The 20,271-nt window shown below is 69.5% G+C and carries 19 protein-coding genes; 11 read left to right on the top strand and 8 right to left on the bottom strand.

Translation table 11 applies throughout. The features are described 5' to 3' along the window. Positions 1-149 precede the first annotated feature (149 nt). Both ACLBXP_RS16295 and ACLBXP_RS16290 read right to left on the bottom strand, forming a co-directional pair. Positions 150-1,406, bottom strand: coding sequence for an N-acetylmuramoyl-L-alanine amidase (locus ACLBXP_RS16295; RefSeq protein ID WP_447668779.1), 1,257 nt, complete (start codon positions 1,404-1,406; stop codon positions 150-152). 112 nt (positions 1,407-1,518) lie between these two features. Next, positions 1,519-2,313 carry an ABC transporter permease gene (locus ACLBXP_RS16290; protein ID WP_447668778.1) on the bottom strand — a complete coding sequence of 265 codons (795 nt, stop codon included), beginning with the start codon at positions 2,311-2,313 and terminating at the stop codon, positions 1,519-1,521. 212 nt (positions 2,314-2,525) lie between these two features. Here ACLBXP_RS16290 and ACLBXP_RS16285 point away from each other — a divergent pair, with 212 nt between their 5' ends. From ACLBXP_RS16285 to ACLBXP_RS16275, 3 genes are all read left to right on the top strand, one after another. Further along, the gene (locus tag ACLBXP_RS16285) at positions 2,526-3,179 is read left to right on the top strand and encodes an ABC transporter ATP-binding protein (protein WP_447668777.1); all 654 of its coding nucleotides are present in this window, start codon (positions 2,526-2,528) and stop codon (positions 3,177-3,179) included. 109 nt (positions 3,180-3,288) lie between these two features. Then, positions 3,289-4,530, top strand: coding sequence for a capsule biosynthesis protein (locus ACLBXP_RS16280; protein WP_447668776.1), 1,242 nt, complete (start codon positions 3,289-3,291; stop codon positions 4,528-4,530). A 189-nt stretch (positions 4,531-4,719) separates the two neighbouring features. After that, positions 4,720-5,880 (top strand): diguanylate cyclase domain-containing protein, encoded by a 1,161-nt coding sequence (locus ACLBXP_RS16275; RefSeq protein ID WP_447668775.1) that lies wholly within the window; start codon positions 4,720-4,722, stop codon positions 5,878-5,880. Here ACLBXP_RS16275 and ACLBXP_RS16270 read toward each other — a convergent pair. Both ACLBXP_RS16270 and ACLBXP_RS16265 read right to left on the bottom strand, forming a co-directional pair. After that, a complete protein-coding gene (locus ACLBXP_RS16270; protein WP_447668774.1) occupies positions 5,877-6,608 on the bottom strand; it encodes a hypothetical protein in 732 nt (243 codons plus the stop codon). The two genes, ACLBXP_RS16275 and ACLBXP_RS16270, sit on opposite strands and share 4 nt — an antisense overlap. 34 nt (positions 6,609-6,642) lie before the next feature. Continuing rightward, complete coding sequence (locus ACLBXP_RS16265; RefSeq protein ID WP_447668773.1) at positions 6,643-6,981, bottom strand: hypothetical protein; 339 nt, start codon at positions 6,979-6,981, stop codon at positions 6,643-6,645. A gap of 151 nt (positions 6,982-7,132) precedes the next feature. Between ACLBXP_RS16265 and flhA the strand changes: the two genes are divergently transcribed. Then, positions 7,133-9,289 (top strand): flagellar biosynthesis protein FlhA, encoded by a 2,157-nt coding sequence (gene flhA, locus ACLBXP_RS16260; protein WP_447668772.1) that lies wholly within the window; start codon positions 7,133-7,135, stop codon positions 9,287-9,289. 111 nt (positions 9,290-9,400) lie between these two features. On the opposite strand, the gene ACLBXP_RS16255 is transcribed toward flhA, so the two are convergent. From ACLBXP_RS16255 to fliI, 3 genes are all read right to left on the bottom strand, one after another. After that, positions 9,401-10,453, bottom strand: a complete 1,053-nt coding sequence (locus tag ACLBXP_RS16255) for a lysylphosphatidylglycerol synthase domain-containing protein (protein WP_447668771.1) — start codon at positions 10,451-10,453, stop codon at positions 9,401-9,403. A 143-nt stretch (positions 10,454-10,596) separates the two neighbouring features. Next, positions 10,597-11,004, bottom strand: coding sequence for a flagellar export protein FliJ (fliJ, locus tag ACLBXP_RS16250; RefSeq protein ID WP_447668770.1), 408 nt, complete (start codon positions 11,002-11,004; stop codon positions 10,597-10,599). 65 nt (positions 11,005-11,069) lie between these two features. Then, a complete protein-coding gene (gene fliI, locus ACLBXP_RS16245; RefSeq protein ID WP_447668769.1) occupies positions 11,070-12,416 on the bottom strand; it encodes a flagellar protein export ATPase FliI in 1,347 nt (448 codons plus the stop codon). Between the two features lie 421 nt (positions 12,417-12,837). Here fliI and ctrA point away from each other — a divergent pair, with 421 nt between their 5' ends. Continuing rightward, positions 12,838-13,539 (top strand): response regulator transcription factor CtrA, encoded by a 702-nt coding sequence (gene ctrA / locus ACLBXP_RS16240; RefSeq protein ID WP_447668768.1) that lies wholly within the window; start codon positions 12,838-12,840, stop codon positions 13,537-13,539. A 168-nt stretch (positions 13,540-13,707) separates the two neighbouring features. Here ctrA and ACLBXP_RS16235 read toward each other — a convergent pair whose 3' ends face one another. Continuing rightward, positions 13,708-14,100 carry a hypothetical protein gene (locus tag ACLBXP_RS16235; protein ID WP_447668767.1) on the bottom strand — a complete coding sequence of 131 codons (393 nt, stop codon included), beginning with the start codon at positions 14,098-14,100 and terminating at the stop codon, positions 13,708-13,710. A gap of 242 nt (positions 14,101-14,342) precedes the next feature. On the opposite strand from ACLBXP_RS16235, the gene ACLBXP_RS16230 reads away from it, so the two are divergent. From ACLBXP_RS16230 to ACLBXP_RS16205, 6 genes are all read left to right on the top strand, one after another. Beyond that, a complete protein-coding gene (locus tag ACLBXP_RS16230; RefSeq protein WP_447668766.1) occupies positions 14,343-14,615 on the top strand; it encodes a hypothetical protein in 273 nt (90 codons plus the stop codon). Between the two features lie 477 nt (positions 14,616-15,092). After that, entirely contained in the window at positions 15,093-16,184 is a 1,092-nt protein-coding gene (locus ACLBXP_RS16225; RefSeq protein WP_447668765.1) for a PAS domain-containing protein, read from the top strand. Positions 16,185-16,325: 141 nt separating this feature from the next. Beyond that, a complete protein-coding gene (locus ACLBXP_RS16220; RefSeq protein ID WP_447668764.1) occupies positions 16,326-17,582 on the top strand; it encodes a LarC family nickel insertion protein in 1,257 nt (418 codons plus the stop codon). Beyond that, the gene (locus tag ACLBXP_RS16215; protein WP_447668763.1) at positions 17,579-18,394 is read left to right on the top strand and encodes an adenine nucleotide alpha hydrolase; all 816 of its coding nucleotides are present in this window, start codon (positions 17,579-17,581) and stop codon (positions 18,392-18,394) included. Before ACLBXP_RS16220 ends, ACLBXP_RS16215 begins: the two co-directional genes overlap by 4 nt. After that, entirely contained in the window at positions 18,391-19,074 is a 684-nt protein-coding gene (larB, locus tag ACLBXP_RS16210) for a nickel pincer cofactor biosynthesis protein LarB (RefSeq protein ID WP_447668762.1), read from the top strand. The genes ACLBXP_RS16215 and larB overlap by 4 nt, the downstream gene beginning before the upstream one ends. Before the next feature lie 22 nt (positions 19,075-19,096). Then, positions 19,097-20,206, top strand: coding sequence for an aldo/keto reductase (locus tag ACLBXP_RS16205; RefSeq protein WP_447668761.1), 1,110 nt, complete (start codon positions 19,097-19,099; stop codon positions 20,204-20,206). Positions 20,207-20,271 lie beyond the last annotated feature (65 nt).

Raw genomic sequence — 20,271 nt, 5'->3', positions numbered from 1 at the left:
GGCCCGTCCCTCGTGGACCGAGCGCGACTCATCGTGGCCGTCGGCCGCGGGCATCAATGACGCGCCGGCCGGGTTCAGACCTCAGGACGGATGCCGATCTCTCGACGTCGCGGCCGGGGCCATCGCAGTGCCCCGTATCGACACCGGATCTATGGTGAAACTGGGGCGAGTGCGGCTGCCCTGCGGGGCGCTCCGGACGGCCGCACGAGGGTCGCGCGGTTGGTGAAGAACTGGTCCACGGCCTTGGCCATGGCGCCCGTCACGTTCTCCCGCCACTCGGCCGATTGCAGCATCTCGAGGTCGCGCTTGCTCGACAGGTAGCCGAGCTCGACCAGCACGCTCGGCACGTCGGGCGAGCGCAGGACGCGGAAGCCCGCCTCGCGATGGGGCTTGGTGCTCATCTCCATGACAGGGCCGAGCTGGCCCATCAGGCTGCGGGCGAAGCCGGAGGAGAACCCGCGGGTCTCGCGCAGGGTCAGCTCCTGCAGGATATCGGCGACGTCGGCGGGCGCCTCGCTGGAGTCGCTGCCCGCGGCCGCGTCGGCCTTGTTCTCGCGGTCGGCGAGCCGCGCCGATTCGGCGTCGGTCGCCTTCTCGGAGCCGGTGTAGATCGTAGCCCCGCGCACCTGCGGGGCGGCCGAGATCGAGTCCGCGTGAATCGAAACGAACAGGTCAGCGCGGGCCTCGCGGGCGATGCGCACGCGGTCGGCCAGGGGCACGAACAGGTCGCGGTCGCGGGTCATGCGCACGCGGTAGCGTCCGCCCGCCTCGAGCCGGGCCACGAGGGCCTGAGCGAAGCCGAAGACGATATCCTTCTCGAAGGCACCGCTCGCCGCGATCGCGCCGGGATCGGTGCCGCCGTGGCCGGCATCGACCACGATGAGGGGACGCGGGTCCGGCGCCTCCGCCGCGGCCGCCTTGCGCTGCTGGGGCGGGGACGGGTCGCTCGCCACCGCAGCCCGCCGGAAGGCGTCGCGATCGGCGCGCTGGAAGTCGACCGTCAGCAGGATCGCGCCGTCGCGGGGCCGCGGCGTCGTCTCGATGCGCCCGACGGTGGCGGGGCCGGCGAGGTCCACCACGATGCGGGAGCGGCCCGGCGCGAACAGGCCGTAGCGGAAGGACTGGACGAGGCCCTCGCGGTGCCGGCCGGCCTCGGGATCGAGCTGGAAGTTGACCTCGGCGAGATCGATGACCGCCCGGTCCGGCCGCTCCATCACGAAGGCGCGGGCCTCGATGGGCTTCGAGAGCGTGATGGTGAGCCGGGTGCCGCCGTTCGGGCCGGCTGCGAGGTTTGCCGCGATGGCGACCGCCGGGTTGCGGCCCCCGTCCTGCGCGGCGGCGGGCGATCCGGCGGCGAGGACCAGAGCGAGCCAGGCGAGGCAGGTCAGGCGGGCGCGTCTCGGCATCGTCGCGGTGGTCTCCCAAGCCGGTGGCCTAGGGCATAGGTTCGACGTGGTTAACCCTTGGTTTCCGGCTGCGGTTCGTTCCGCCAGGGTGTGTTGCGCCGCCACGACAGGCTCAGGTGCGCTTGCGGACGACGAGGCGCTCCATGAGGAGGCCGACCGAGAGCGAGGTCAACGCGAACCAGATCACGTAGACGTAGTCCACCTTCACGCCGAGACCCGGTTCGTACCCCACCCTGACCCATTCGATGATCTGCACGACCGGGTTGAACTTCAGGATGTAGTAGATCTGATCGGGCAGGTAGTTCGGCAGGAACATCACCCCGCTGGTGATGTACAGGACGATGGTGAAGAGCATGTAGCCCATCATCCAGCCCGGGAAGAACGAGATGATGCCGACGTTGATCGTGCCGATGCCGATGCCGAGCAGGATCGCGGCGAGGTAGCCCCCCATCGCCATGATCGGGTCGCGGGGCCGCGGGTCGACGCCGATGGCGATCAGGATGAGGAAGACGAGGATCAGGCCGAGGAACCCGGTGACGATTTCCACGACGATGCGGGCGAACACGACGTCGAAGAGTTTCACCTGCGGGTAGTAGGTCAGGGGCCGGTTCGATATGACCGCCTTCATCACCTCGCGGGAGATGTACTGGAAGATCAGCGCCGGCACGGCACCGGTGGCGAAGAACAGCGCCCGGCTGTCGCCGACCGGTGCCGGTACCTTGCGGAATACGTAGATCGCGACGAGCACGAAGGTGTGCACGACGGGCCAGAACACGACGATGGCGTAGCCGAAGTGCGAGCCGCCGAAGCGGGTGCGCATGTCGCGCAGCATCAGGGCGTGCAGCACGCCCAGGTAGCTGTCCATCGCACTGCGCTTGGGTGGGATGGTCTGCCGGTCGACGAGCATGGAACCTTCGGGAGACGGAGCGCCGCGGCCCTCCCCTCGCCCAGGAAGGCGACCGAATTGTGAAGCGCCCGCGCGGGCGCCCCGAACCTCAGAATCGCCGCTTTCCGGCGGCACGGCGGCATCGGGGCTGCCCCGGGACCGCGCGGGGGCTTGCCGGACCTTTTCCGGCCCCTTGCCGAAGCGGAGCCTGCCGGACCTATGGGACCCCGACCGTGATCCGCTTCGAGAACGTCTCCAAGATCTACCGGACGGACGGCAACCGCCGCACCATCCTCGAGAAGGTCTCGCTGACGCTCAAGCCCGGCATCAGCTACGGCATCCTGGGCATCAACGGGGCCGGCAAGTCCACGACCATGCGCCTCATCGGCGGCACCGAGGAGCCGACGAGCGGCCGCATCCGCCGCGGGCTGCGGGTGTCCTGGCCCCTCGGCTTCGGCGGCGGCTTCCATCCGCAGATGACGGGCCGCGACAACGTGATCTTCGTCGCGCGTATCTACGGCGAGGATCCGAAGCGAGTGCTGGAGTTCGTGGAGGACTTCTCCGAGCTCGGCAGCTACCTCGACGTGCCGATCAAGACGTACTCGTCGGGCATGGGCGCGCGCCTCGCCTTCGGCATGAGCATGGCGATCCCCTTCGACTGCTACCTGATCGACGAGGTCACGGCGGTCGGCGACTCGCGCTTCCAGAAGCGCTGCACCGAGGCCTTCGCGGCCCGCCGGCAGCACGCGGACGTGATCATGGTCTCGCACTCGATGGAAACGATCCGCGAGTGGTGCGACCAGGGGATCGTGCTGCTCAACGGGCGCGCCATCGTCTACGAGGACGTGAACGACGCGATCGAGGTGTACCGCCGCCTGAACGCCTGAAGGGCGCCCGGTCCTCGCGGATGGCGCCGCCGCGGACACGCTTTTGCCGCGAGCCCGTGCGAGGCCTGCACGCGCGGGGCCCGCGCCCTGATCGGAACCATCGGGACCCATGACCGTCGAGATCCGCAATCCCAAGGGCCAGCCGCTGACGACCGCAGACCGGTCCCAGGCGGTCGCCGAGTCGCTGCGGCAGCTCGCGCGGGTCTCGCGCTTCGCCGACCGCAAGAAGGGCATCCGCTCCTACCAGAGCCACGTGAAGAGCGACCCCTGGACGCCGATCCTGATCGGCGTGCTCTTCGTGCTGCCGACGCTGCTGGGCGCGCTCTACTTCGGCCTGATCGCCACCGATCGCTACGTCACCGAGGCGCGCTTCGCCCTCCGGCCCGCCATCGGCGCCGTCGAGAAGGCCAGCCCGGATTCGGTGGGCACCAACAACGGCGTGCCGCACCAGATGATCGCGCAGGACACGCTGATCACCTACAATTACATCCACAGCCGCCCGATGATCGAGGTGCTCGAGAAGGAGCTGCCGCTGCGGCAATGGTTCTCGCGCGAGGACGTCGACCTCCTGTCGCGGTTCAACCCGGAAAAGCCGATCGAGAAGTTCGTCAAGTACTGGAAGGATCGCGTCGAGGTCGACATCGAGCAGTCGTCCGGGATCATGACCCTGTCGGTCAACGCCTTCGATCCGACCGAGTCGCTCACCATCGCAAAAGCGATCCTCAAGGAGAGCGAGCGCATGGTGAACGACCTGTCCACCGCCGCTCGCAACGATGCCGTCGCCGAGAGCAACCGCGAGCTGCAGCTCGTCGAGGAGCGCATGCGCAACATCCGCTACGCGGTGCGCGACCTGCGCAACCGCGACGGCATACTCGACGCGCAGAAGACCAACGAGACCAACCTGAAGGTGGTGGCGGAGCTGCGCAGCACGCGCATCAACCTCGCGGTGCAGCTCGCCCTGTCCTCCAAGGACCTCGCGCCGGAATCGCGCCGGATCCTCGACCTCAAGACCCAGATCAAGGACCTCGACGACAACATCGCGCGCATCGAGCGCGCGTCGGCGAGCCAGGACCCGGAGCAGAAGCGGCTTCTCTCCGATGCGCTGATGCGCTTCGAGGCGCTCGACAACGAGCGCAAGGACACCGAGAAGTACTACGCGAAGGTGCTCGCCGCGAACGAGCGCGCCCGCATCATCGCCGCGCGCCAGATCGAGTTCTTCAGCATCATCGTCCAACCGGTGCTCGCCGAATCTGCGCAGCAGCCGCGACGGATCCTGATGACGAGCCTGATCGCCGCGGGCGCCGCCGTGCTCTGCGCCGGCGCCTTGTTCGCTCGCAAGGCGATGAACTAAGCCCGCACGAACTTCGCGTGATACCGGGAATGGATCTTCCCGAGATCAGATCCCGGCGAGCCGTATCAGATCAAACGGCTCCCGCTTTGGACAATTGTCGCGCTTGAATTAGACGAACCGGCAACCCTTCAGTGCCATCCTCCCGAGCGGCAGCCGAAAATGGCTGTCGCGACCGGCCCGGGGGGGTGCATGTCGGAAGCGTTCACGCCGCGTCGGACCTTCGATGCCGCGACCGAGCAGGCCTATCGGGTGGCCCGCAACCGGCGCATCGCACGAACGGACGGCCTCACCTTCGTGGTGGTCGCGGTCGCCTACAACGCCTTTCTGCTGACGGACCGCGATCTCATCCCGGACGTGTTCGACCTGGCGCTCGTCGTGCGGCTCGCCGTGGTGACGCCCCTGATCACGGCCTGCTTCGTCGCGCAGCGCCTGATCCGGAAGAGCCGGCCGGGGAGCCGTCTACCCGGGCAGCTCGCGGCCCTGCTCGCCGTGGTGATGTTCGCTTCGGTGATCCTCCTGCAGTCGGCGACGGGGTCCGTCACGGCGTCGGAATACTTCACCGGCTGCCTCGTCGTGCTGGTCGCCTTCAACAGCATTCGCTACGGAAGCCTCGTCGACCAGGTGTTCGGCACGGTCGTCATGTGCCTGCTGTTCGCCGTTGCCATGCCGCTGATCACGGTCATGGAAACCTCCCAGAAGGCCGATGCCGTGCTGAGCCTCTACGCCTGCGCGGTCCTGACCTTGATCGGCGCCCATCGATGCGAAGTCGTCGAACGCTCGACCTTCGCGGCCGAGCGCCGCGAGCAGCACCTGCGCGAACTCCTGTCGGAGCGGAACCTGGCGCTCCAGGAGCTGTCGCAGACCGATCCGCTGACGGGCATCCCCAACCGCCGCGCCCTGGACCGGTGCCTCGAGGAGGCGGACCCCAGGGCCGACAGCGCCGTGCTGATGATGGACGTCGATTTCTTCAAGAAATACAACGATCTCCACGGACACGCGGCGGGCGACGCCTGCCTGATCGCCGTGGCGCGGGCGCTCGCGCAGGCGGTCCGGGCCGGGGATGTCGTGGCACGGTTCGGGGGCGAGGAGTTCGCCGTCGTCCTCGGCGAGGCCTCGACCCGCGAGATCGAGCAGGTCGGCGAGCGCCTTCGCCGGGCGGTGGAAGCGCTCGCCATTCCCCATGGCGGGCGGCCCGACGGGTGCGGTCACGTGACGATCAGCATCGGCGGCGCGCGCCGACGGGGCAATGACAGGTTGCAGGCCTGCGTCGCCCTCGCCGATGCCGCGCTTTATCGTACCAAGGCGAGCGGCCGAAACGGCTTTACGCTGGAGACCGCCCTCGCCGCCTAGCGCGGGCCGCGGTCCGAAGCCGTGCCCGGGCCAGTCGGCACGCCGCCGGCGCGGACCGAATCATCCGTCAGCAGCGTGTGACTGCGCTCGGTGTCGAGGCCGGTCGTGGTCGAGGCCGCGGCGCCAATGGCCTGCGATCCGATCTCGTCGGTGGCCGCCGTGCCCCCGGTCCAGCCCTGCGCGCGCCAGTCCTGCGCGCGCTCGTCCAGGTCGATCGAGCCGTGCTTGTCGAGGATGGCCATCGCCCGGTCGGCGTGGTCGTCGTCGGCCCGTACCGTGACCAGGGTTCCGCCGCGGCGCACGCCCTCGGCGTAGGCCTCGGCCTCGTGGTGGCTGAGGCCGGCGCCCGTCAGGCCGCCGAGCAGGCCGCCCGCCGCGGCGCCGACCCCGGCGCCCGTCACGGTCGCGACGAGCCAGCCCGCCGCGACCACGGGTCCGACACCCGGGATCGCCAGGAGGCCGAGCCCGGCCAGCAGGCCCGCTCCGCCTCCGAGAACGGTGCCGAGGGTCGCGCCGGTGCCGGCGCCGTCGGCGGCGTCGCCCTCCTCGGCCGTGTCCTTCCGCGGGGCTTGGGTGGGCGCGGTCACACGGCCGCTGTGCCGGTCCTCGGCGTTCCCGGCCACGATGCTGATGTTGCCGTGCGGGATGCCCTCCGCCTCCAGCTTGTCCACCGCGCGCGCGGCGGCGTCGTAGTCGTCGAACAGCGCGGTGATGGCACGGGTCGCCATGGCGGTCTCCTGGGAGCGAGGGGGATGTCGGACGCTACTGGGCCGCGACGTTGCCGCGGTAATCCATGCCGATGGTGAGCTGGCGGCCCGCGTGGTTCGCCCGGCCCCGCCAGATGCCTTGATCGTCCTTGGTCAGATCGGTCACCTCGCCGAAGCCCATCTTCGCGAAGCGCTCCTTCACCTGCGCCTCGGTGAAGCTGTTCGCCCCCGGCTGCAGCGGCTCGCCGACGGCGCCCTGCCCGTTCGGGTGCACCGCCGTGCCCGCGCCGCCGTCGGGCGTGCCCTCAGCCGTGGCCGCGTGGACGCCGAGAGGCAAGGAAAGGGGGAGGACAAGGACGGCAGCGGCCAGGATGTGGACGGGAGACGAGCGCATCGGACGATCCTCGATCGGCGCGGACATGTCCCGGACAAGCGATCCGTCCCGGCTTGGTTCCAGCTGTGGCGTCCGGTTAACGCGGCGCTAACCATGCACCCGGCAAGTCTTGCCGGGTCCCGCGCGCCGCGGGCGCGGGTCGAGGGTTGAGATGAGCGACGGCGGCACGGCAGCGGGGACGGCGGGCGCCACGGCCGGCGCCGGGTCGTTCGGCCGGCTCGGCGGCTTGGCGCTCCCGACGCGGGGCGACCTGAAGGCCCTGTCGAAGCGCTCCGACCTGCTGTTCGCGACGGCGGTGATGGGCATCCTCGTGGTGCTCATCTTCCCCCTGCCGGCGGTGCTGCTCGACCTGCTGCTCGCCGTGTCGATCATCATGTCCGTGCTGATCATGATGACGGGGCTGTTCATCGACAACCCGCTGGAATTCACCGTCTTTCCGACGCTGCTGCTGATCGCGACCATGCTGCGGCTCGCGCTCAACCTCGCCTCCACGCGCCTGATCCTCGGGCACGGCCACGAGGGCACGGCCGCCGCCGGCCACGTCATCGAGGCGTTCGGCAACTTCGTGATGGGCGGCAACTTCGTGATCGGGATCATCGTGTTCGCGATCCTGATCATCGTGAACTTCGTGGTCATCACGAAGGGCTCGGGCCGCATCGCCGAGGTCGCCGCCCGCTTCACCCTCGACGCGATGCCCGGCAAGCAGATGGCGATCGACGCCGACCTCTCGGCGGGCCTCATCGACGAGAAGGCCGCGAAGGCCCGGCGCGCCGCGCTGGAGGAGGAATCGAGCTTCTTCGGCGCCATGGACGGCGCCTCGAAGTTCGTGCGCGGCGACGCGGTGGCGGCCCTTCTCATCACCTTCATCAACGTGATCGGCGGCATCATCATCGGAGTCGCCCAGCAGGGGCTCGGCTTCGGCGAGGCCGCCAAGAGCTACACGCTGCTCACCATCGGCGACGGCCTCGCGAGCCAGGTCCCGGCCCTGATCGTCTCGACGGCCGCCGGCATCCTGGTCTCGAAGGCCGGCGTCAAGGGCTCTGCCGACAAGGCACTCGGGAAGCAGCTTGCCAACTACCCGAAGGCGCTCGGCATGTCGGCCGGCGTGATGGTGCTCATCGCGCTCCTGCCCGGCATGCCGATGCTGCCGTTCCTCGCTCTCGCGGGCGGCTCGGGCTACGCCGCCTGGCGGATCGCCAAGACCAACCGGGAGGCCCCGCCCGCCCCTGCCGACGGCACCTCCGCCGAGGGCGCCGCGGCTGCCGCCGGCAAGGAAGAGACGGTCACCGACCTGCTCAAGCTCGACGACCTCAAGCTCGAGATGGGCTACGCGCTGCTCGCCCTCGTCAACGGGGAGGGCCAGGACCGCCTGACCGATCAGATCAAGGCGCTGCGCCGCCAGCTCGCGGCCGAGCTCGGCTTCGTGATGCCCTCGGTGCGCATCCTCGACAACGTCCAGCTCGACGCCAACGCCTACGTGATCCGCGTCAAGGAGATCGAGGCCGGCACGGGCCAGATCTTCCCGGGTCAGTTCATGGCGATGGACCCGATGGGGGGGCAGGTGCAGTTGCCCGGCCAGCACATGATGGAGCCGACCTTCGGCCTGCCGGCGACCTGGATTGACGCGTCCTTGCGCGATCAGGCCCAGATCAAGGGCTACACGGTGGTGGATGCCGCGACCGTCGTCTCGACCCACCTCACCGAGATCATCAAGGCGCACGTCTCGGAGCTCCTGAACCACGTCGAGGTCCAGAAGCTCCTGCGCGAGCTGCCCAAGGAGCACGGGGACCTTCTCAAGGAGGTGGTCCCGAGCCAGATCGCGACCACGGGGATCCAGCGGGTGCTGCAATTCCTGCTCGCCGAGCGGGTCTCGATCCGCGACCTCGGGACCATCGTCGAGGGCATCGCGGAGGTGGCGGGCTCGGTGAAGAACCCGCGCGACATCGTCGAGCACGTGCGGGCCCGCCTCGGCCGCCAGATCTGCGCGCAGTACCAGGGGCCGGACGGTCAGCTGCCCATCGTCACCCTGTCGCCCGCCTGGGAGCAGGCCTTCCTCGAAGCGATCGTCGGCGAGCGCGAGGAACGCTACCTCGCGATGCAGCCCTCGAAGCTGTCGGAGTTCGTCACGAGCGTCCGCGACCGCTTCGAGACGGCGGCGCGCATGGGCGAGATGCCGGTCCTCGTCACCTCCGTCCAGGCCCGGCCCTTCGTGCGCTCCATCATCGAGCGCTTCCGTCGTGAGACCCCGGTGATGAGCCAGGCGGAGATTCATCCTCGCGCCCGGCTGAGGACGCTGGGTTCGGTCTAGGCGGCCCGGCGGAGCGCAGATCGATCACGCGGCGGTGGTCGGAAGGCTCGTCGCGGGCTGCGGGCGGCCACCGCTTTCAGCATCCTACGCCCACGCCCCGGTCGTCCTGCCTCAGACGGCCTTCTTCTCGAGGTGCTGCTCGATGACGTGGGCGTCGAGCCCCGGCGCCACCAGCGGCGGCTCGGGCGGCGGTGCGCTCGGCGCCCCCCTGCCCTTCCAGGCCGAGGCGAGGCGGGAGCGCTCGTAGAGGACGACGACGATCACCGAGATCGCGAAGGGCAGCCAGAAGTAGAAGATCCGGAACACCAGCAGCGCCGCGATCACCTGCGGACGGGCGACCTCCGGCATCGCGAGCACGAAAATCAGCTCGAACACGCCGAGCCCGCCCGGCGCGTGCGAGACGAGGGCGGCGGAGAACGAGGCCAGGAACACCGCCAGGACCACGAGGAACCCCGGGTTCCCTGCCTCGGGCAGGGCGAAGTAGATGATGCCCGCCGCACCCAGCAGCTCCAGGGGCGCGGCCACGAGCTGGCGGCCCATGATGTTCGGGCGCGGGTATTCGAGCTTGAACTTGCGGATGTGGAGGGGCCGCAGGTGCAGGAGCGAGCCCACGACGTAGAGCCCCACCGCACCGAGCAGCGCGAGGCCGAGCAGGAAGGCGGTGGTCGGGTTCGTGAGGACGGCCGGCAGGTGCCCTTCAAGGCGCGCCAGCAGGTCGGGCTTGAGCGCCAGCACGATGCCGCCGAGCAGGAGCGTGCCGAGGCCGAAGGTGAACGAGCAGAGTGCCACGAGCACGGCGACCTGCGCGGCCGAGAGGCCCTTGGCCGTATAGGCCCGGTATCGGACCACCGCACCGGAGAACACGGAGGCCCCGATATTGTGGGACAGCGCGTAGGTGGTGAAGGAGCAGACCGAGACGAACAGCCACGAGATGTGGCGCACCCCGAGATGGAGGAGCGCGATCCGGTCGTACCAGGCGAGCGCCGCGTAGGCGACCAGGGTCGACACGCCCGCGAGGAGGAAGCGATGCGCCGGAATGGCCGCGAGGCTCGCCTCGATGTCGGCGAGGGAGATGCCCTTCAGTTCCCGGTAGAGGAGCCAGCCCGACACCACCACGGCGCCGAGGCCGATGAGCGGCCAGATGAACTCGCTGATCTTCTTCATGGAACCGGACGCCTCGGGAGGTGAGCCCCTGATGCGCCAGGAACGCACGCATCGCAAGCGGCGCCGGCGCTGCGTGCCGGGGCCGCCCGCGAGGCTGATGTCACCGGATCATGACGGTTTCGTGCCGGTCTGCCCGGCCCCGCTCAGGCGCGGGCGCGGGAGAGACCGATGCCGTCCATGGCGGCCTGATCGCGGGCGGCCTCGGCGGCCCGCTCGGCCCCACGCTCCCGGTCCTCCAGGATCTCGACCTTCTTGAGCTCCTCGAAGGCCTCGCCGAGCTCGGCCTTGGCCTCGGCGAGCTGGCCCTCGAGGGCGGCGGCGGACTGGCGCATGTTGTCCCGCCGGCCGGCCGCCGCGCGGGCATAGGTCGGGTAGGCGAAGTGGGCGGGGTCCGAGATGCCGGCGCGGGCCTCCTCGTGGGCGACCTCCCGGTCGAGCTCGGTCGCCATCCGGTTGAAGTCGGCCATCATCATTTCGATCTGCGTCACGCGGCGGCGCTTCTCGTCCACTTGAAACCGCCGAAGCCGGATCAGCGTGTCACGCGATTTCATGGGAACGCTCACTCCACGCAACGCCTGCGGCTCGCTCCGGCACGGGTCACCGGGTCAGGCCGCGTTCAGGCGACGCCCACGATCTGGGCGAGCCGTGCGTAACCTTCGCCGATGGAGGTTGCTTCTTCCTTACCCTGCCCCAGAAAAGCCTCCAGATCGGGCATGAGCGCGACCGCCTCGTCCACCTCCTGCGACGAGCCGGACCGGTAGGCGCCGAGGCGGATCAGCTCCTCCATGTCGGCGTAGGTCGACAGGACCCGCCGGGCCCGCCGCACCACGGGCAGGAAGGCCGGGTCGCAGGAGCGCGGCATGGTGCGGGAGACGGAGCGCAGCACGTTGATGGCGGGGTAGCGGCCGCGCTCGGCGATCGCCCGCTCCATCACGATGTGGCCGTCGAGGATGCCCCGCACCGCGTCGGCCACGGGCTCGTTGTGGTCGTCGCCCTCGACGAGCACCGTGAAGAGCGCCGAGATCGTGCCGGCACCCACGCCGGGGCCGGCCCGTTCGAGGAGGCGCGGCAGCTCCGAGAACACGGTCGGGGTGTAGCCCTTGGCGGTGGGCGGCTCCCCCGCCGCGAGGCCGATGTCGCGTTGGGCCATGGCGAAGCGGGTGATCGAATCGATCATGCACAGGACCCGCGCGCCCTGGTCGCGGAAGTGCTCGGCCACCGAGAGGGTCACGTAGGCGGCGTTGCGGCGCATCAGGGCAGGCTCGTCCGAGGTCGCCACCACCACGACGGACCGGGCGAGGCCCGCGGCGCCGAGGTCGTCCTGCAGGAACTCCTGCACCTCGCGCCCGCGCTCGCCCACGAGACCGATCACCGCGACGTCTGCTGCGGTGTATCGGGCGAGCATCGACAGCAGCACCGACTTGCCGACGCCGGACCCGGCGAAGATGCCCATGCGCTGGCCGGCGCACATGGTCAGGAAGGTGTTGATGCAGCGCACGCCGAGATCCAGCGGACCGCCCACCCGGCGCCGGGCATGGGCGGGCGGCGGATCGGCGCGCAGCGGATAGATCTCGGGGCCGGAGGGCAGTGGCCCAAGGCCGTCCACGGGCCGACCGAGGGCATCGATCACCCGACCGAGCCACCCTGCGCTCGGACGCACGGCGCCCGCTGCCTCGTCGCGCACGAAGGCCGGGCAGCCGCGCCGGACGCCTTCGAGGGAGCCGAACGGCATGGCGAGCGCCCGCTCACCCTGGAAGCCGATGATCTCGCAGGGGATGAGCCCCGCCGAGCCGGCCCCGGCGATGTCGAGGCGGCCCCCGAGGCGCATGGCGGCCACCGGACCCGCAACCTCGACGAGGAGGCCCCGGATCGCCATCACGCGGCCGTAGGTTTCCAGGCTCTCGATCCGCTCCAGGGCGGCGCGCGCGCCGTCCAGCGTCGCTCCGCGGGAGGCCTCTGTCATGCGGGTGCGACCCTCAACGTTTCGTTTACCTCCCTCCTTAACACTGCGGCCATCAGGCTTGTAGCGGGCCGACGAAGCTTTGCCGGAACAGGCCGCTGGCCCGTGCTCCGACAACCTGTAGGGGTGTGACCAGCCGGTCACAGGCGCCGCCGACGCGTTACGGGTGAGGCACTTGGACGGCGCGGCCTGCCTCGCAGCCCGGCAAAACAGTGGTTCTCGCGAGAACAGAGAGCCAACGTTTGCGGGAAATGGCAGGGTGAACCGTTACAGGGTCCTTGCCAGCGAGAATCAGGTTTTGTTAACGATTAACGATTAGCGTTTCACGTCAATGACGAGGGTGCGCCCGTCCACAGGCCGGTGGCGGGCGAGCGGCGGGACGTGTCCGAACGCTGCAACGGCCGGGCTGGGCTGGGGACCGACGATGCGTGTACTTCTGATCGAGGACGACAGCGCCACGGCGCAGAGCATCGAGCTGATGCTCAAGTCCGAGAACTTCAACACCTACACCACCGATCTCGGTGAGGAAGGCGTCGATCTCGGCAAGCTGTACGATTACGACATCATCCTCCTCGACCTGAACCTTCCCGACATGTCGGGCTACGAGGTGCTGCGGTCGCTGCGCGTCGCCAAGGTCAAGACGCCGATCCTGATCCTCTCCGGCATGGCCGGCATCGAGGACAAGGTGAAGGGTCTCGGCTTCGGTGCCGACGACTACCTGACCAAGCCCTTCCACAAGGACGAGCTCGTCGCCCGCATCCACGCCATCGTCCGACGCTCGAAGGGTCACGCCCAGTCGGTGATCACCACCGGCGACCTCGTGGTGAACCTCGACCAGAAGACCGTCGAGGTCTCCGGCGCCCGCGTCCACCTCACCGGCAAGGAGTACCAGATGCTGGAGCTCCTCTCGCTGCGGAAGGGCACGACGCTGACGAAGGAGATGTTCCTCAACCACCTCTACGGCGGCATGGACGAGCCGGAGCTGAAGATCATCGACGTCTTCATCTGCAAGCTGCGCAAGAAGCTCGCCAACGCCAGCCAGGGCCGCAACTACATCGAGACGGTCTGGGGCCGCGGCTACGTCCTGCGCGAGCCGATGGACAGCGAGGATCGCATCGCGGTCTGACCACCGCCCCTCGCCGACGGAAAGGGCCTCGCTTCGGCGAGGCCTTTTCGTTTGCGTTCACGGCATGGGATGAGCCAGCAGGATCGCTAGCGGGACCGGGTCGGGTCGACAGCGAGGGCAGCATCAGCCTGTCTCGCGCCGTTCGCTGGCCGGGTCGGACGAGATGGTTCAGGCAATGTCGTTGGCCGGCGGCTTCGCGGCCACCGGGGTGCCCGCCTGGCCATGGCCGCCCTTCGCGGCCGCACGGTTCACGATGCCGAAGCGCAGCACGGCCTGCTCCAGGTAGTCGATGGCATCGAGGAGCCGTGTCCGCGCCGCGGCGACCGCGTCCGGATCCCCGTCGCGCGGTGTCTCCGCGTAGGTCACCGCCGTGATCAGGACGCGGTCCCGCTCGTCCTCGATGCGCCGGTCCCGTTCGACGAAGCCCCGGATGTCCGCGTCGAACGCCGCGATGACCCGCCACGGCAACTCGTCCTGGCTGATCGCGCCCGGAAAGGCCCTGACCTGACGTCGCGCGGCCGACGCGGCCGCCTCGAGTTGCTGCGCGATCGTCGCTGTCATGACTCGTTCCCGGCGCCCGCGAGACGGGCCACCGGAGAACGTCGCGCGCCCGGCATCGAGTTCCGCCGCGCCACGGCCTGTACCCGAACCTGCGGGGCTCTGACGCCGGTCGGCCAAGACGAGCGGCCGTCTCCACCAGGGCGACGCAGATGCGTGATCCGCGTCACAGTCGGCGCGGCACTCCGCTCCTACGACGTCCGCATGCGCCGCACCCTGACGCGGCCCGACCCGGGAGAGAACGGATGCCTGTCTACACGCTACTGGGCGCCCGCCGTGAGGTTCGAGACCCCCACGATGCGATCCTCTACCGCTCTTCCTTTCACGCCGACGATGATGCGGAGGCGGTGGCGAACGCCCGGGCCCTCGGTCTGCGCATCACCAGCGATGCGTTGAACGTGATCTGGATGACGAATGCGGGCAACCGCGTGCTCTGGATCACGATCGACAGCCGCACGAAAGCCCAGGCCGAAAGCGGGCTCACGCCTGGTGCCGCCACGCTTGCTTGCAGAAATTAGTCTAATCTGACAAAATTTTGTCATCCGGCACATCATGTAAGTCTCTGATACATGTGAGCGCTGGATTTTGCAGACAAGCCGCTCACAGGCCGAGTTGTAATTGTAAATCGGCGACATCGCCGGGGGGCGCCTGCATCGAGCGGCCAATTTCCTCCATGCCGGGATCGATAGCGCCGGAGGTCGCTGGAGACCGCGCGGCTCGGCCATTCACGAAGATCGGCGCAGGGCGTCCGAAAGTACCAGCCTACCAGTAGGCTTTGCTCCGCAACATAATGGTTGGACTTGGACGTCCTACCGATCGCGTACTGACAGCGACTCTTGGAAGTAATCGATGGTTGCATTGGTATTTTTTATGCAACTCAAAAGATGTGGCCTCGTGCGTCTTTATGTGTCTTGCCAAACGGATAACACTTTTTTTAGTCTGCCGATGATGAGAATTCTGGCATCCTCGCCTGTGTGAGCTTCGACGAGCCAGTGATGCCGACCCGATCCCTGATGCGGCCTGATTGGCTCAACGAGGGTGCTGATGCCGGACGCCGTCGCGCCTCCGTGCAGCATTTCCTCAAGCTCATCGAGGAGCGGGGCGAGATCGGGTTCTGGTCAGCGGACATCCGGACCGATGACATCGACGGATCGGTCGGGCTCTATCGGGTTCTGGGGCTGGATTCCGGGGTCGCCCTCACCTTCGGGCTCGTCAGGCAGATGATGCACCCCGACGATCGGCAGTCGCAGGCCGATCCCTTGGTCCTCCTGCGCAGCGGCCAACCGCTGCAGCGGGAGTTCCGTGTTATCCGGCCGGACCGCACGCAGCGATGGGTCGCGAGCCGCGCGGAGGTGATCCTCGGGGCCGACGACCGGCCGGTCAGCGCCATCGGCATCCTGCAGGATGTTACCCTGCGCTACGAGAGCCGACACTCCGTCGAGCAGGAGCAGGATCGGTTCAACGCGCTGATCGCGGCGACCGCGGCCGTCGTCTGGATGGTGAGCCCCGACGGCCAAAGCCTCGACATGCCGCAATGGCAGGCCCTCACGGGCCAGAGCCACGCCGAGATCCAGGGCAGCGGATGGCTGGCCGCGCTCCATCCCGATGACCGGGAGCGCGCACGGTCGGCATGGGTCACCGCGATCTCGCACGTCGCGCCCTACAACACCGATTACCGGATCCTGTGCGCGGACGGGATCTTCCGCTGGTTCAACTCGCGGGGGATCCCGATCCTCAACCGGGACGGCTCCGTCCGGGAGTGGGTCGGTGTCTGCCTGAGCATTCCCGGCCAGAACCGCTTCGGAACGGGGTGCCAGGAGGGCCGGCCGCCCGCCTCCACCGAGGAGCGCGAGATCACGCCGGCCCAGATCCGCGCGGCACGGGGCATGATCGGCCTCTCGGCCGACGAGGTTGCCCGGCGCGCAGAGGTTTCCAACTCCACCATCCGCCGCCTCGAGGACGAGACCTCGGGTATTCAGGCCCGGCGCGAGACGCTGATGGCCGTGCGCCGGGTGCTCGAGCAGGCGGGCGCCGCCTTCACGTTCGAGGCCGGGGTTCCGCCGGGCGTCCGTCCGGCCCTGCGCTGACGGCAGAGGACCGCCCTCCACCGCCCGCGACCGCGACCGCCGCCCCGGCGGCAATCCGACCCGACGCGCCGGGCTTCGGCGCGGACCTTTCCGAAGGGTCCGGCGTTCCACCACACGACGCCCGACATCCATCCGGACCTGATGCAGATACACCTCGACGCGCTCGGCGGCATGGCGGGCGACATGTTCGCCGCCGCGCTGCTCGATGCTTTTCCGGAGCACGAGACGGGCGTCCGGGCGAGCATCCGCGCCGCGAGCCGCGCCGGCGTCGCCTGCGAACTGATCGCGCACAACGACGGCATCCTGCGGGGGCGACGCTTCGCGGTCACGAACGATGCCGTACAGGCTCATCAGCACGAGGCCTCGGGCCGACATCACCACGGACACGGCGGCCACCACCATCGGCACTGGTCCGAGATCCGCGAGGAGTTGAGCCGCGCGGACCTTGACCCGGCCGTGCGGACCCATGCCCTCGCGATCTTCGGGCACCTCGCAGAGGCCGAGGCGCGGGTGCACGGCATCGCGGTCGAACGCGTCGCTTTCCACGAGGTCGGGGCCTGGGATTCGATCGCCGACATCGTCGCGGCGGCCCATCTCATCGCCGTGAGCGGAGCCACCGAGTGGAGCGTCTCGGCCCTGCCCCTCGGCGGCGGCCGGGTGTCGACCCAGCACGGGCCGCTGCCGGTGCCCGCCCCGGCGACGGCGCTGCTGCTCGAAGGCTTCCGGACCCTCAACGACGGCATCCCCGGCGAACGGGTGACACCGACCGGGGCCGCGATCCTGCGCCACCTCCGCGGCGAAGCCTCGCCTCCGGCGCACCCGCGGGTCCTCGCGCGCTCAGGGATCGGCTTCGGCAGCCGGATCCTGCCCGGCATCAGCAACTGCGTGCGTGCCCTGGTGTTCACGCCGGAGGCAGGCGCTCGGCAGGCAGGCGCGCATCGTACGATCGCCGTGATCGAGTTCGAGGTCGACGATCAGTCGGGCGAGGACCTCGCCATGGGCCTCGACCGGCTGCGCGCCCAGGCGGGAGTGCTCGACGTCGTCCAGATGCCGGTCTTCGGCAAGAAGGGGCGGATGATGAGCCACGTCCGCGTTCTGGCCGCTGCGGACGCCCTCGATGCTGCGGTAGAAGCCTGCTTCCGAGAGACGACTACAATCGGCCTGCGCCACAGCCTCGTCGACGGGCGCGCGCTGGAACGGCAGGACAGCACCGTCTCGGTCGCCGGAACGTCGGTGCGGGTGAAGACTGCGATGAGGCCCGGCGGCCTCACGGCCAAGGCCGAGGCCGGCGATGCCCTGGCGCGGGAAGGCCATGCGGAGCGCGCAGCCTTGCGCCGCGAGGCCGAAGGGATCGCCCTCGGGGACGCGGCGGCCGCGCGCGGAGAGACCCGGCGATGAACGCGCGGCTCGCGGACGTCATCACCGATATCGGTCCCGTCGCGATCGCGGTGAGCGGCGGCGTCGACAGTCTCACCCTGGCCAGCCTGTCTCACAGGATCCTCGGAGCCGGGGATGCCCTGATGGTGCATGCGGCCTCGCCGGCCGTTCCGCCGGAAGCCACGGCCCGTGTCCGAGCCGAGGCCGCGCGCGCGGGCTGGACCCTGCGGGTGATCGAGGCCGGCGAGTTCGCCGACCCGGCCTATCGCGCCAACCCCGTCAACCGGTGCTTCTTCTGCAAGATCAACCTCTACGGCGCCGTGCGCACGGTGACCGACCGGCAGATCGTCTCCGGCGCGAATCTGAACGATCTCGGCGAGTACCGGCCGGGACTCGATGCAGCGCGTGAGCACGGGGTGCGCCATCCCTTCCTGGAGGCGGGCTTCGACAAGGCGGCGGTGCGGGCGCTCGCCCACGATCTCGGCCTCGGAGCGATCGCCGAGCTGCCGGCCGCCCCCTGCCTGTCGAGCCGCGTCGAGACCGGCATCCGGATCGAGCCCGAGACGCTCGCCTTCATCCATGCCGTCGAGGGCCTCGTCGGCAGCGCGATCGAGGCGGCGGCCGATGCGTCGCGCGCCGTCCGCTGCCGGGTGAGGGCCTCGGGGATCGTCGTCGAGCTCGACCCGGTGAGCCTGAGTTCGCTCGATCGAGGCGCGCGCGCGGACCTCGACGCCCGCATCCGCGCACGTGCGCCCTCCGCGCTCGCGTCCGGCGACGTCCTGTTCGCGCCCTACCGGACCGGCAGCGCCTTCCTGACCGGGACCGGCTCATGAGCACCAGCGACGAGTTCGTTCTCGACTTCGCCCGACCGGAACGGATCGGCCTCGAGGAGGCGATCTACGCGGCCGGCAAATCCGCGGCCCAGATCGACGCCATCCTGGAGGCAGCGGCCGAACGCGATGCGAGCCTCCTCGTCACGCGGCTGGACCCGGAGAAGCACGCCGCCCTGCGGCCCGCCGCCCGCGCGGACCTCGATTACTGCCCCCTCTCGCGTACGGCCTTCTTCCGGGCGCGACGCGAGGTTTCGGGGCCCGCTCGGGTGGCCATCGTGGCGGCCGGCACGTCGGACGTGCCCGTCGCGCGGGAGGCCGAGCGAACCCTGACCTATCAGGGGGTCGCCTCGACCTTCATCGCGGATGTGGGTGTCGCGGGCCTGTGGCGCCTGACGCGACGCCTCGACGAGATCCGCGCGCACCCGGTCGTCATCGCGGCGGCCGGCATGGACGCGGCCCTTCCGAGCGTGCTGGGCGGCCTCGTCGCCAGCGCCATCGTGGCCGTGCCGACCTCCGTCGGCTACGGCGTCGCCGCCGGCGGCCGCACCGCGCTCGATGCCGTGCTGGCGAGCTGCTCGCCCGGGCTCGCGGTCGTCAACATCGACAACGGCTACGGGGCGGCCTGCGCCGCGCTGCGCCTCCTGCACGCCGCCCGGCGCCTCGCGGACTCTCCCCGATGACGAAGAACAGTGGAGCCACACCATGGAACGCCGCAGCTTCCTTCAGGGCGCCGCCCTCGGCGCCGGCCTCGCCGCATCCGGCAGCGCGGGTGCGGCCGTGACCGGCCCCGGACTGCCGAACAGCCGCCCGGCCGATCCGGCGGCGCTTCCGCTCGTGACCGACCCGGGCGAGCGCAGGGGCGACATGCTCTACCGCCGCTTCGGGCGCACGGACGAGCTGATCTCCGCGATCGGGATGGGCGGCTTCCACCTCGGCAAGAACGCCGTGAGCGATGACGAGGCGGTACGCCTCGTCCACCAGGGCATCGATCGCGGCATCACCTTCATGGACAATTGCTGGGACTACAACGAAGGCCGTTCGGAGCTCCGCATGGGCGTGGCGCTCGAGCAGGGCGGGTACCGCGACAAGGTCTTCCTGATGTCCAAGATGGACGGTCGCACCAAGGAGGAGGCGACGAAGCAGATCGACACCTCCCTGAAGCGGCTGCGGACCGACCGGATCGACCTCGTGCAGCACCACGAGATCCTGCGCTACGACGATCCCGACCGCGTCTTCGCGGAGGGCGGTGCGATGGAGGCGTTCGCGGAGGCCAAGAAGGCCGGCAAGCTCCGCTACATCGGCTTCACGGGGCACAAAGACCCGCGCATCCACCTCCAGATGCTGGAAGTCGCGGCGGAGCGCGGCTTCCACTTCGATTCCGTGCAGATGCCGCTCAATGTCATGGACGCGCATTTCCGGAGCTTCGGGCACCTCGTCCTGCCCTACCTCGTCCAGAACGGCATCGCCGCGCTCGGGATGAAGACGTTCGGCGACGGCGTGATCCTGAAGAGCGATGCGCCGATCAAGCCCCTGGAATACCTGCACTTCTCGCTCAGCCTGCCGACCTCCGTGGTCATCACCGGTATCCAGAACCAGCGCGACCTCGACCAGGCCCTCGAGGCGACGCGGACCTTCGTGCCGATGACCCGCGAGGCCGTGGCCGAGCTTCTCGCCCGCAGCCGTCCCTACGCGATCGAGGGCAAGTACGAGCTGTTCAAGACGAGCGCCACCTTCGACGGCACCGCCAAGAACGCCGCCTGGCTCGGTGAGGACGTCGCGGCGGTGAAGAAGCTCGCCCCCACCATGGAATGACGCGGCTGGCCAGCGCGCGGGCCGCCATGGCATGAGCGGGCCTGGGCGCCGACCCGGCGTGGCGT

This window comes from Methylobacterium sp. A54F (assembly GCF_053346035.1).
This window is presented reverse-complemented; position numbering and strand designations above follow the sequence as displayed.